Raw genomic sequence first — 12,265 nt, 5'->3', positions numbered from 1 at the left:
CCTCGGGGCCGGGCGCGTCCGACCCGGCCGCCAGTGGTCGGCTCACCGGTGGTCGGGTCACCACACGTGTGATCAGCGCCCCGGGATCCCCATGGTGGGGGTCCCGGGGCGCCGTCGTGCGCGGTCCCCACACGGAGGCGGGGCCGCACACGGAAGGGGCGGGCGGCACGTCCGTGCCACCCGCCCCGGGAGCGGTTTCCCGTGTCGGCGGTCAGCCGCCGAGCTCGCTCCAGCGGCGCCGGAGGTCGGCGGTGCCGGTCTCGGTCAGGGAACCGAAGACGTTCAGACGGGCGATGCCGCCGTCGGGGAACACGTCGGTGCGCACGTGGGTGGCGGTGACCGGGGCGTCCAGGACGAAGCGGTGGGCGCTGTCGGGCTCCAGACGGGTGCGGCCCACGATCTCGAACCACGCGTCGGGGGTGTCGGAGTGCGCGTCCCGGCCCAGGATCGCCACCCAGCCCGCGGAGTTGCCCTTGAGGTAGGCGGTGTCCAGCTCCAGGGCGCGGATGCTGGCCTGCGCGGTCAGGCGGAAGCGCACCCAGTCGTGCTCGGTGTCGCGGCGGCGGCGGTTCTCCCAGCCGTCGTCCATCTTCTGGGAGCGGCCGGGGGCGATGATGTTGTCCGGGGACGAGTAGAAGCGGTCCGAGGCGTCCTCGACCATGCCGCCGTTGGTCAGGGCGGCCACGTCGAAGCCGCCGAGGGCGCTCAGCCAGTCGGGGTCGGGGACGGGCTCGCCGTACACGCGCAGGCGGGCGACGCCGCCGTCGGGGAACTGCTTCAGGCGCAGGTGGGTCCAGCGGCGCCCGGCGTCCACCTCGAAGCCGTTGGCGGCGTGCCCGTACACGGGGGTGCGGGGGACGATCTCGGTCCACTCCGCCTTGAGCAGTTCGTCGGTGGTGGGGGTGCCCGCCAGGTGGACGGCCTCCACGCTGATCTCGGTGGGGTGGTTGCCGCGGAAGTGCGCGGTGTCCACCACCACGCCGCGGACCAGGCCGGGCAGGCCGAGGCGGACCAGGGCCCAGTCGTGGTCGTCGGCGGAGGGGTGCGGCTGCTCGGCGCTCACACCGCGGCGCCTACGGGTCTCCCACCCGTCCATGACCTTGCCCTTGTGCCCGAAGGCGTGGGGGTCGAACACGGCGGGCTCGACGCGCAGCAGGTTCTCCCGGTAGGCGAAGAACTCGTCGTTGGCGGCCACGACACCCGCGCCCAGACGCCGGTCGGCCAGGTCGACCAGGGCCGAGAAGTCGAGTTCGCTGGTGCGGTAGTCGGCGTAGGGGTCTCCGCCGCCGTAGGGCTGGGCGTTGTAGGCACGTGGGTCGAAGGGCTGAGCCCCGCTCATGTCTCTCCCGAGAAGGTAGGTGTGTCGGACATGTCCAGAGTCTCAGGAGAGAACGATTACTTCCAGCGAAAGTTTCTGATCAATCTGTTCGTCTGAGCTGAACATTCGGGGAGCCCAGGCCAGCGGCGGCGTCCGCCAGGGCGCGCAGCACCGCGGCGACCTGCGGGCGTCCACCCGCCCCGGAACGCACGGCGGACACCACGTGGCGGCGCGGCTGGTCGGCGTGCGGCACCCGCAGGCTCACCCCCGGGACGTCGTTCACCGCGGCCAGGCGGGGGATCAGGGCGACGCCCATGCCCGCCGCGACCATGTCCAGGATGGCCCTCCAGTCGGAGGCCACGTGCGCCTGCCGTGGGACGAACCCCGCCTGGGCGCAGGCGGCGACGGTGATGTCCCGCCAGGGCCCCGACGCGCCGTAGATCCAGGGCTCCTCGGACAGGTCGCGCAGGCGCAGGGCGCGGGCGTCGGCGAGGCGGTGGTGCGCGGGCAGGGCCGCGTCCAGGGGGTCGGTGAGCAGTTCACGCCGGTCGTAGCGGCCGTCGTGGCCGACGGGTCCGGCGGGCGCCTGGGCGGCCAGGGACAGGCCGACGTCGATCTCGCCCGCGGACAGCAGGTCGTAGACCTCGGCGGCCTCGGCCTGGTGCACCTTCGTGGTCAGGCCGGGGTAGGTGCGCCGCAGGGCGCCCAGGGCGGGGACCACCAGGCTCGGGATGGCGGTGGCGAAGGCGCCGACGCGCACGTGCCCGGCCTCGCCCCGGGCGAAGCCCTCCAGTTCGGCCTCGGCCCGCTCCAGCTGGGCCAGGACGATGTCGGTGTGGCGGAGCAGTGCGTGCGCCGCGTCGGTGAGCCGGACCCGCCGCCCGTGCGCCTCCAGCAGCGCCACCCCCACCTGTTGGGAGAGGGAGGACAGCTGCTGGGACACGGCCGAGGGCGTCATGCACAGGGCCTCGGCCGTGGCCCGGACGGTCCCGAACTCCTCCAGGGCGCGCAGGACGCGGAGTTTGCGGAGATCCCAGTCGGTCATGCCGTCAGCAATACCATTCAGGTCTCCTGAACGGAACGCCGGTGTTCGCGGGTGTTCGCGAACACCGGCTCCGGGGGTGCGGGAGACACCGCCCCCCGCACCCCCGGGACGGGTCACCTCCGGGGCTCCTCCAGGGGCTCCGGGCCGCCGTCGCGGTAGGCCTCCCTGGCCTGGGCGGTGTACTTGGCCTCTCCGGGACCGGCGCTGCCGATCTCCTCGGTGTCGATCTCCGCCGGGGCGGAGGGGCTCCTGCGGCCGATCACGTTGAAGCAGACGTTCAGCAGGATCGCGACCAGGGCAGCGCCGATGATGCCCGAGTGAGCGATCAGCTCGACCGACTCGGGGAGGAAGGAGTAGAAGGTCGGGTAGGCCAGCGGGATGATCGCCACGCCGATGGAGGCGGCCACCAGCACCAGGTTGAGGTTCTCGGTGAAGTCCACCTTGGCCAGGGTCTTGATCCCGCTGGCGGCCACGCTGCCGAACAGGACCAGGCCCGCGCCGCCGAGCACGGGGGAGGGGATGGCGGCCATGACTCCGCCGAGCACCGGGAACAGCCCCAGGACGATGAGGATGCCCGCGCCGGCCGCGACCACGTAGCGGCTGCGGATCTTGGTCAGGGCCAGCAGGCCGATGTTCTGCGCGAACGAGCTGGTGGGGGTGGCACCGAAGATCGGTCCGATGATCGAGCCGCTCACGTCGGCGCGCAGACCCGCCGAGATGCGTTTGGCGTCCACCTTCGAGCCGGTGATCTCCCCGACCGCGATGATGTGCGAGGCTCCCTCGGTCAGGACCACGAGCATGATGACGCACATGGTGACGATCGCGGCGACCTCGAACTCGGGCGCGCCGAAGTAGAACAGCGAGGTCGGGTCGAACACCATGTCGGCCTCGTCGACCCGGCTGAAGTCGGCCATGCCCATGGGCACGGCGACCAGGGTGCCCACGATCATGCCGAAGAGGATGGAGAGCCGGCCCCAGATGCCGGGGAACACCCGGGAGCCGACCAGGATCACCGCGAGGGTCAGTCCGGCCAGGGCGAGGTTGGCCAGGGGCGCGGCGGGGACCGCGGAGCCGTCCTCCCCGGCGTGGGTGGCGCCGTCCATGATCCACCGGGCGGCCACCGGCATCAGGCTGACGCCGATGACGGTGATGATGGTGCCCGTGACGATCGGGGGGAAGAAGCGGACCAGCTGCCCGAAGAACGGCGTCAGCGCCAGGGCGAAGACACCCGCGGCGAGTGAGGCGCCGAAGGCGACGGGCAGGTTCTCGCCGTTCTCGCCCGCGGCGAGGGCGGTGATGGCGCTGACGGGGACGAAGGAGCAGGCGACCACGATCGGCATCTGCGCGCTGAAGCGCCTGGGTCCCACGGTCTGCATGAGCGTGGCGAACCCCGCCACCAGGAGCGCGCCGCTGACGAGGATGCCCATGGAGGCGGGGTCGTTCGCGAGTCCGGCGGCGGCGCCGATGACGAGGGCCGGTGCCACCGCACCGGCGTACATGGTCAGGATGTGCTGGAGCCCGTAGACCAGAAGCAGCCGCACGGGCAGCTTCTCGTCCTCGGGGCGGGGGGAGGAGGCGGCGTTCGTTGTGGCCGAGTCCTTCGCGGACGGACTGTTCGACATGGCCAGTTTCCAGCCTTTGCGATCGGCGGCCACCCAAGGGGGGCCTGTTTCTCGGGCACGCGGCCCGGTGGTGTCGCACCGGCCGGGCGACCCTTCTCGGGTACGCCGGAAGCCGGGGAGGGCCCGCCGTGGCGGGCTGGCGCCCGGGACCCGACTGCGGGAGGGCCCCGGGGTGTGCTGTCCGGGTGCTGACGGGGTCGTGGAACGCCACGGGGTCCGTGTGTACCTGTATGCCCTGGAGCACCCGTCGTGGGGTGAGGTGGAGCCGGGTCCTGGAGCAGGGGACCCTCCGGGCGCCGGGGGCTCTCGCCCGGGGCGCCCGGACACGGGACGACCACGGCCGCGGACCGGGGACGGAGGCGGGCGGAGTGGGGTCCCGGGAGTGCGTCACCCGAACACGGGAACGAACGGGGCGGGGTCCCGGGGCGCTCCGCTCCGACGGGGGAGGGAACGCCCGGGGCCGCGCGTCCTAGACGAAGCCGGGAACGGTCTTCCAGGCGTCTCCGGGAGCGGGGGCGTCGTCGCGCTCCACGGTGGCCTCGATCTTGCCGTAGGGACGGTCGGCGGCGAAGAAGACCTCGTTCGGGTTGTCCAGGTCGAACGGGGACAGGTCCACCAGGAAGTGGTGGTTGTTGGGCATGGAGAAGCGGATCTCGGCGATCTCGGGGTGGGCCTCCAGGACCGCCCTGCCCATCTGGTAGAGCGTCTGCTGCAACGCCAGGCTGTGCGTGGTGGCGAAGGCCTCCAGGCACAGGGCGCGGACCGAGTCGTAGGCCTTGTCGAAGTCGTGGTCCACGCCGACGTAGCGCCAGCGGGCGGTGACGTCGGTGGCCAGGATCCGGTCGTCGGTCTCGGCCAGCGTCGTGTACTTGGTCTTGGGGTAGCCGTGGAACTCCGAGCCGGTGGACTTGAGCACGGTCAGGCCCTCGAAGCCCGAGACCACCCACTCCTGGCCGCCGGTCTTGGTGACGACGGTGGTGCGGGTCTCGCCGCCCCTGCGCGCGAACGCGTGGTCGTGCGGCCCGTCGGCGGTCTGGATCCGGTCCCAGGAGTACTCCTGGATCTCCTGGCGGGCCCCGTGCACGTACTCGTGCTCGTCCACGAAGTGGCGGGCCAGTCGCAGGGCGAAGTCCTCGACGGCGCCGACGCCGCCCCACTCGCGGGCCTTGGCGTAGACCGTGTTCTTCTGCGTGTCGGTGGGCAGGCAGGTGCTGTTGTCGCCCAGGGTGTGGACCGTCTCCAGGTCCCCGCGCAGCTGGGAGGTGACGTTGACGTCCTTGATCCGGTGGACGTCGGTGTCACGGTTGATGTGGACGAGGCGGACCTCGGCCTTGCCGTACTGGTTGTCTCCGAGTCGGATGCCCATCAGGGTGAACTCCGTCCGTGTGATGCTTGATTCTCGTTCGCGCATCGGCGCCGTGCTACGAGGGAGGACCGCTGTGGTCATGCGGAAGGACCTGTCGCGCACTCGAAGATTGAGGTGTCACACCTTGGTCGTGGAATGCCTCCTGCTGACCTCTCCCTTCTGAGGTGTTCCCTGCCTGTCGTGGTACCGGGGCTCCCGCGACCGGAGTGCTCGGACACGGAGAGCGCCGCGCGCGGCGTCCCCGCGGGCGATGGCGGGAGACGGGCCGGCGACGGGGCCGTGCGTGACCGAGACCCGGGACGACGGTGCTAGGAGCCCCGGTAGGTCGAGTACGCGAACGGGCTCAGCAGCAACGGGACGTGGTAGTGCGCGTCCTCGTCGGCGAGGTCGAACACGATGGTGACCTCGGGGTAGAACCCGCGCTGGCCGGTCGCGTCGAAGTAGGCGGCGGTGTCGAAGACGACCCGGTGCACCCCCGCGGTGAGCTGGTCGGGGCCCAGGTCGGGCACGCGCCCGTCGTCGTTGGTGCGCCCCTCGGCGAGGGTCTTCCAGGACTTCCGCTCGGCGTCGGCGGCGGCCTCCAACCGCACCGGGACGCCTCGGGCGGGGAGCCCCAGGGCGGCGTCGAGGACGTGGGTGGTGACGTGGCTCATCGGGAGTCCTCCAGGAGTTTGACGAGGCGGAGCCCGGCGATCCGCCGCAGCTCGTCGCCGACCACGGCCAGTTCGGTCGCGCGGTCGTTGTCGAGGCGTCCGACCAGGTCGGCGAGGAGCTCACGGCTGGAGCGCCCGCTCGCGCAGACCAGGTAGATCTGCCCGAATCTCTCCTCGTACTCACGCTGGGCGTAGGAGAAGATCCGCTGGACGCGCACGGAGGCGTCGTCGGTGTCGGCGGCGAAGGCGGACTGTTCCCCGCGCGACCAGGCGGCCTCGGTGCCCGCGCCCTCGGCCTTCTCCCCGATGCGGGGGTGGCGGGCCAGAGCCGAGGCGACCTCGTCGGCGGTGACCGCGCGCGCGTGCCCGTCGGCCGAGGCCAGCAGCGTGGCGCGGTCGGGGAAGGGCGCCTCGGAAGCGACGGCCTCGACCCAGCGGTCCACGTCCAGGCACTGCGCGAGCTCGGCGCGCAGATCCTCCGCGGACAGCGCGTTCAGGCGCGCCAGGCCCGGAGCGGGCCCGCTCTCCGGCTCCTCCGGAGTGGTCATGTGGTCTCCCCTGACTCGGTGGATCCCCGGCCCTGGCTGACGCGGACCGTGGCTCCTCCCAAGAATTTTCGTAGTGCAGACAGCTAATTCCGTATTACGGATTGGGGGGACTCTAGTTGATGACAGTGTGACCTTGTCAACACTCGCAAGGGGCGTTCTGTGAAAAATAACGGGATCTGTGCCCTCACACGAAGAAGGCGCGAGCTTCTCGGTCCCTGTTCGGGGGCGGTGGAGGCTCACGGGGTGGGTCCGGGGTGGCCGCGGGGGCTCGCGGGTCGGTCGTGGTGGCGGTGGGTGGGGTGGAGGTCTCCCGGGGTGGTTGACAAGCCGGGGTGCGCCGCCTCACACTTCAATCATTCCTTAAAGCGAAAACTAGTTTCCGCATGATGGAAGTATGCGCTGGAGGCAAGTATGAGCCACACCCTGGGGTACACGGTGAACTGCTCCCTGCTGTTCACCGAGCTCCCCCTCAACGAACGCCCTCGGGCGGCGCGTGAGGCGGGCTTCGACGCCGTCGAGTTCTGGTGGCCGTTCGAGAGCGCGACCCCGCCGCAGGACGAGATCGACGCCTTCGTCGCCTCCCTGGACAAGGCGGGTGTCCACCTCAGCGGCCTCAACTTCTTCGCGGGCGCGCTCCCCGGACCCGACCGGGGCGTGCTCTCGCAGCCCTCGCGCAGCGCCGAGTTCCAGGCCAACATCGACGTCGTGGTGCGCATCGCCGAGCGCACGGGCACCACGGGGTTCAACGCCCTCTACGGCCTGCGCCAGCCCGGGGTCGACCCCGAGGAGCAGGACCGGACGGCCCTGGAGAACACCGTCGCGGCGGCCAAGGCCGTGTCCGCGGTCGGCGGCACCGTGCTCATCGAGCCCATCAGCGGTGCCGAGAGCTACCCGCTCACCACCGCCGCGGACGGACTCGCGTTCGTCGCCAAGGCCAAGGAGGCGGGCGCGGACAACGTGGCCCTCCTCGCGGACCTGTACCACCTGGCCGTCAACGGCGACGACTTCGCCGCCGCGGTCCGCGACCACGCCGCCGAGTTCGGGCACATCCAGATCGCCGACACCCCCGGGCGCGGGGAGCCCGGCACCGGTCGGCTGCCCATCGACGAACTCCTCACCTCCGCCCAGGAGCGGGGCTACGACGGACTCGTCGGCCTGGAGTACAAGCCGACCGTCCCCAGCGCGGAGAGCTTCGGCTGGCTGCGCTGAGCCAGCCCTCGCACGAACACAGCCACACAGCACCAGTCACGAAGGGGGCCGACGTGCCCGACAAGAAGATCGCCTTCATCGGCCTGGGGATCATGGGCCTGCCCATGGCCGTCAACCTCGTCCGCGCCGGTTACACCGTCACCGGCCACAACCGTTCGCCCGAGCGCGTGGACGCGCTGGTCGCCGAGGGCGGCCTGCGCGGAGGCAGCGTCGCCGGGGCCGTCGCCGACGCCGACGTCGTCATCACCATGGTTCCGGACTCCCCGGACGTGGAGGAGGTCATGCTCGGCGACGGCGGTGTCTTCGACAGCGCCAAGCCCGGCACCCTGGTCATCGACATGAGCACCATCCGCCCGGACGTGTCCCGCGGGATCGCCGAGGCCGGTGCCGAGAAGGACCTGCGCGTCCTGGACGCCCCCGTCAGCGGTGGCGAGGCGGGCGCGGTGGAGGCCAAGCTCTCCATCATGGTCGGCGGCGAGCAGGAGGACTTCGACGCGGCCCGACTCGTCTTCGACGTGCTGGGCACCACCCCGGTCCTGGTCGGCCCGAGCGGTTCGGGGCAGACGGTCAAGGCCGCCAACCAGCTCATCGTCGCGGGCAACATCCAGCTCCTGGCCGAGGCCCTGGTCTTCCTGGAGGCGCACGGCGTGGACACCGAGTCCGGCCTGGAGGTCCTGGGCGGCGGACTCGCGGGCAGCACCGTGCTCCAGCGCAAGGGCGCCGCCATGCGCGGGCGCGACTTCGCCCCGGGCTTCCGCATCGCCCTGCACGACAAGGACATGCGCATCGTCACCGACTCCGCGCGTACCGCCGGAGTCGCGATCCCGTTGGGCGCGCAGGTGGCCCAGTCCGTCGCCTCGCTGAAGAACCAGGGCCACGGGGGCCTCGACCACTCCGCGCTGCTGAAGATCATCGAGCAGCTCTCCGGTCGCTAGGCGGCGTTCGTCCCGGAGCCCGAGGAAGCGGGCACCCGAGACGCCGCCCGCAACCGCACCCAAGGCCGACCCCGTGTCGGCGTCCCCGGTGTTGGCCGCACCCGGGACACGGCCGACGGGGTCGCACGACCCCTGGCACCAGCACCCCTAGCACTGAAGGGTTCATTCCCATGCCACAGATGCCCGCGATGAACGCGGTCGTGGAGGTCCTCAAGGACGAGGGCGTCGACACCGCCTTCGGCTGTCCCGGAGCGGCCATCCTGCCGCTCTACAAGGCGATGGAGCAGGTCGGCGGTATCGAGCACCTGACCGTCCGCCACGAGGAGGGCGCCACCCACATGGCCGACGGCTGGTCCCGGACCACCGGGAAGGTCGGCGTGGCCATCGGCACCTCCGGTCCCGCCGGGACCAACATGATCACCGGTCTGTACACGGCCATCGCGGACTCCGTCCCGATCGTGTGCATCACCGGCCAGCAGCGCACCGACCTGCTGGACAAGGAGGGCTTCCAGGCGGTCGACATCGTCGAGATCGCCAAGCCGGTCACCAAGTGGGCCGTCCAGATCAAGGAGGCCGCGACCGCTCCCTGGATCTTCCGTGAGGCCTTCCGGGTCGCGCGCGAGGGGCGCCCGGGCCCGGTGCTCGTGGACATCCCGCTGGACGTCGCCCAGCAGATGATCGAGTACGACCCCGCCATCGACGCCCCGCTCAAGGTCAACACGGTCGAGCCGCACATGCCCCGTGTGGAGCGCGCGCTGGACCTGCTGCTGGAGGCCGAGCGCCCGCTGATCCTGGCCGGGGGCGGCGTGATCCTGGCCGAGGCCTCCGCCGAGCTGCGCGAGCTGGCCGAGTACCTCCAGGTGCCGGTGCAGGTCACGCTCATGGGCAAGGGCTCCTTCGACGAGGACTCGCCCCTGTACTCCGGCATGACCGGTGTGCAGACCTCCCAGCGCTACGGCAACGCCTCCTTCCTGGAGTCGGACCTGGTCCTGGCCGTGGGCGCGAGGTTCGCCGACCGCCACACCGGGCAGATCGACGTCTACCGGGGCGACCGCCGGTTCATCCACGTGGACATCGAGGCCACCCAGATCGGCCGGGTCTTCGAGCCCGACCTGGGCGTGGTCTCCGACGCGAGGGTGTTCCTGCGCGAACTGCTCGCCGCCGCGAAGCGGCGTGAGGCCACGGCGAGGGTGCGTCCCTGGATCGACCGGGTCGCCGAGCTCAGGAACACCCTGACCCGCCGCGAGGACTTCGACGCGGTCCCGGTCAAGGCGCCGCGCGTGTACAAGGAGATCAACGAGGTCTTCGACGAGGACACCTACTTCGTCACCGCGATCGGCCTCTACCAGATCTGGGGCGGCCAGCACCAGAAGGCCTACAAGCCGCGCCACTACCAGATCTGCGGCCAGGCGGGCCCCCTGGGCTGGGAGATCCCCGCCGCCATCGGCGTCCGCAAGGCGCTCAAGGACACGGAGCCGGACGCCGAGGTCGTCGGCATCGTGGGTGACTACGGGTTCCAGTACATGGTCGAGGAACTGGCCGTCGCCGCCCAGTACGACGTTCCCTACGTCATCATCATGCTCAACAACGAGTACCTGGGCCTGATCCGCCAGGCCTCGATCCCGTTCGACATGAACTACCAGGTGGACATCCACTACGACGAGTACGGCACCGACAACGTCAAGCTCATGGAGGCCTACGGGTGCTCCGGGCGCCGCGTGTGGGAGCCGGGGGAGATCCGTGAGTCCCTGGAGTGGGCCCGCAAGGAGGCCAGGGCCACCTCGCGCCCGGTGCTCGTGGAGATCATGATCGAGCGCGAGGCCAACACGCCGCACGGGCCCGCGCTCGACGCCGTCCGGGAGTTCGAGCCGGTCCCGGAGGCCTGACACCGCTGGTGGCCCCGGGCGGAACGCTCCACAGCGGACCAAACGGGGCACACCGGGCGCACATGAACCCGCCGTTACGGGTTTGTGTCCGGAGTGTGTCGGGGCGTGTGTTTTCTCGGTACCGTACCTGCGCAAACGTGGAAACACCTTGACGACGGGGCCGCCGTGCCAGGGAGCGGGAGAACGCAACGGACCGTCGTCGGCACTCTCGGAAGTTGGAAAGCATGTCCCCCCACGCGCGTTTCCTCTCTGCGGTCGCCGTCGCGACCGCCGCGCTCGCCTCCTCCGCCTGCTCCTCCCAGGCCGGCTCCGAGGAGGAGTTTCGGCGACTGCTGGTGGAGAGCGGTCTCCCCGGCGAGGAGCTCAGTATCACGGCACCGGACTCCGAGGGGTTCTGGTGGGCCACCTACGACGCCACGGAGGACTGCCAGTTGCAGTTCAAGTGGAACGGTGAGGGCCGGGCCATCATCTACGGGGCCCAGACGGGTGGCTACCTCGAACTCGCCCCGGAGGACACCCACGTGCAGGACTTCGGTCTGGACAGGGTCCAGCAGGCCTGCGCGGGAGAGTTCTGAGCCGACTCCGGCCCCGGGCGCCGCCCGGGGCCGGAAACCTCGTCGTTCCGGTGGTGCGTGTCGCTCACCGGAGTGAGGTCTGCCGGGACTGAAGGGTGCCCGGGCGCGTACGGGGTCAGCGGCTCGGGGCGGGAACGTGGGAGAGGAGCCCGTCGACCACCTCGTCCAGCGGCAGGGAGCGGCCCCGCGTCCACTCCCGGTCGAAGACCGCCGCCCCCGTCAGGGCGCGGGCGGCGGCCGAGACCCGGTCCACGTCGAAGCGCTCACCGACCGGCAGCGGCACGCCGGTGTCCTCGCGGGCGCGCGCCGCCGCGCCCAGCAACCGCGCCGCGCCCTCCCCGTCGCCGTCCAGGGCGTCGACACCGGCCACCCCTTCGAGCGCCTGGGCCACCGCACGTGGATCCCCGCTGTGCCGGGCGTGGCCCAGCCCTTCCAGGTGCAGACCGCGCGCGGTCGCGGCGTCACCGCGCTGCTCGGCGCAGAACCCCAGTTCGGCCAGGGCGAACGCCCTTCCCGGCCGGTAGCCGTCCTCCCGGTGGAGGGCCATGATCCTGTGCAGGTGCTCCTCGGCCCGTTCCAGCTCCCCGCGACGGCGGGCCGCGAGCGCGAGTCCCCCCTCGGCGAACCGGACCCCGGAACTGAGCACCTGCTCCCGGGCGACCCGCAGCGCCTGCCGGTTGCACGCGTCGGAGCACTCCAGGTCCCCGGTGAGCAGGTACACCCGTGCCAACCGGGTCAGCGCGTCCACCACCGACGGCCACAGGCCGATCCGTTCCGCGTGCTCCAGCGACGTCCGGTGCAGCCGCCCCGCCTCCTCGTAGGCGCCCTCCACCCCGGCCAGCACACCGAGCAGGTTGTTGGCGCGGAGCAGCCCCCACGGTTCCCCGACCCGGGAGAACAGCGCCAGACTCTCCCGCGCGTCGACCCGTGCGGCCCGCAGGTCGCTGTGCCGCAGGGCCGCCCACCCCCGCAGGTGCAGGGTGAACGCCCGCCACCAGGGTTCGTCCTCCTCCTCGAACACCCGGTACGCCACCGCCAGCATCTCCTCCGGCGGTTCCAGAGCCTTCCGGGCGAACTCCGCGGTGGCGGTCATGAACACCAGTACGGC

General features: G+C 71.4%; 11 protein-coding genes. 4 read left to right on the top strand and 7 right to left on the bottom strand.

The genetic code is table 11. The features are described from left to right. Positions 1-211 precede the first annotated feature (211 nt). The 6 genes from alc to uraD form a co-directional block, all read right to left on the bottom strand. The gene (alc, locus tag D455_RS0115790; protein WP_017571681.1) at positions 212-1,339 is read right to left on the bottom strand and encodes an allantoicase; all 1,128 of its coding nucleotides are present in this window, start codon (positions 1,337-1,339) and stop codon (positions 212-214) included. 79 nt (positions 1,340-1,418) lie between these two features. Continuing rightward, on the bottom strand, positions 1,419-2,363 hold the full coding sequence (locus D455_RS0115785; protein WP_017571680.1) for a LysR family transcriptional regulator: 945 nt from the start codon (positions 2,361-2,363) through the stop codon (positions 1,419-1,421). A 113-nt stretch (positions 2,364-2,476) separates the two neighbouring features. Next, complete coding sequence (locus D455_RS0115780) at positions 2,477-3,985, bottom strand: nucleobase:cation symporter-2 family protein (protein WP_017571679.1); 1,509 nt, start codon at positions 3,983-3,985, stop codon at positions 2,477-2,479. Between the two features lie 469 nt (positions 3,986-4,454). Further along, positions 4,455-5,351: a factor-independent urate hydroxylase gene (gene pucL / locus D455_RS0115775; protein ID WP_017571678.1), complete on the bottom strand. Its 897-nt coding sequence runs from the start codon at positions 5,349-5,351 to the stop codon at positions 4,455-4,457. Positions 5,352-5,659: 308 nt separating this feature from the next. Next, positions 5,660-6,004 (bottom strand): hydroxyisourate hydrolase, encoded by a 345-nt coding sequence (gene uraH / locus D455_RS0115770; RefSeq protein ID WP_017571677.1) that lies wholly within the window; start codon positions 6,002-6,004, stop codon positions 5,660-5,662. Next, entirely contained in the window at positions 6,001-6,552 is a 552-nt protein-coding gene (uraD, locus tag D455_RS0115765) for a 2-oxo-4-hydroxy-4-carboxy-5-ureidoimidazoline decarboxylase (protein ID WP_017571676.1), read from the bottom strand. The genes uraH and uraD overlap by 4 nt, the downstream gene beginning before the upstream one ends. A gap of 411 nt (positions 6,553-6,963) precedes the next feature. Between uraD and D455_RS0115760 the strand changes: the two genes are divergently transcribed. From D455_RS0115760 to D455_RS0115745, 4 genes are all read left to right on the top strand, one after another. Beyond that, entirely contained in the window at positions 6,964-7,761 is a 798-nt protein-coding gene (locus D455_RS0115760; protein WP_017571675.1) for a hydroxypyruvate isomerase family protein, read from the top strand. Further along, entirely contained in the window at positions 7,758-8,696 is a 939-nt protein-coding gene (locus tag D455_RS0115755) for a 2-hydroxy-3-oxopropionate reductase (RefSeq protein WP_338037828.1), read from the top strand. Before D455_RS0115760 ends, D455_RS0115755 begins: the two co-directional genes overlap by 4 nt. A 170-nt stretch (positions 8,697-8,866) precedes the next feature. Next, entirely contained in the window at positions 8,867-10,582 is a 1,716-nt protein-coding gene (gene gcl / locus D455_RS0115750) for a glyoxylate carboligase (RefSeq protein ID WP_017571673.1), read from the top strand. Between the two features lie 224 nt (positions 10,583-10,806). After that, positions 10,807-11,157, top strand: coding sequence for a hypothetical protein (locus D455_RS0115745; protein WP_017571672.1), 351 nt, complete (start codon positions 10,807-10,809; stop codon positions 11,155-11,157). A gap of 115 nt (positions 11,158-11,272) precedes the next feature. Here the strand turns inward: D455_RS0115745 and D455_RS30655 are convergent. Next, the coding region (locus D455_RS30655; protein WP_040684909.1) for a tetratricopeptide repeat protein at positions 11,273-12,265 on the bottom strand (993 nt) is incomplete at its 5' end.

It is taken from the genome of Nocardiopsis halotolerans DSM 44410, assembly GCF_000341065.1.
Lineage (GTDB): Bacteria > Actinomycetota > Actinomycetes > Streptosporangiales > Streptosporangiaceae > Nocardiopsis > Nocardiopsis halotolerans.
The sequence above is the reverse complement of the archived record's forward strand: the minus strand, read 5'-3'. Positions and strand labels throughout refer to the sequence as shown.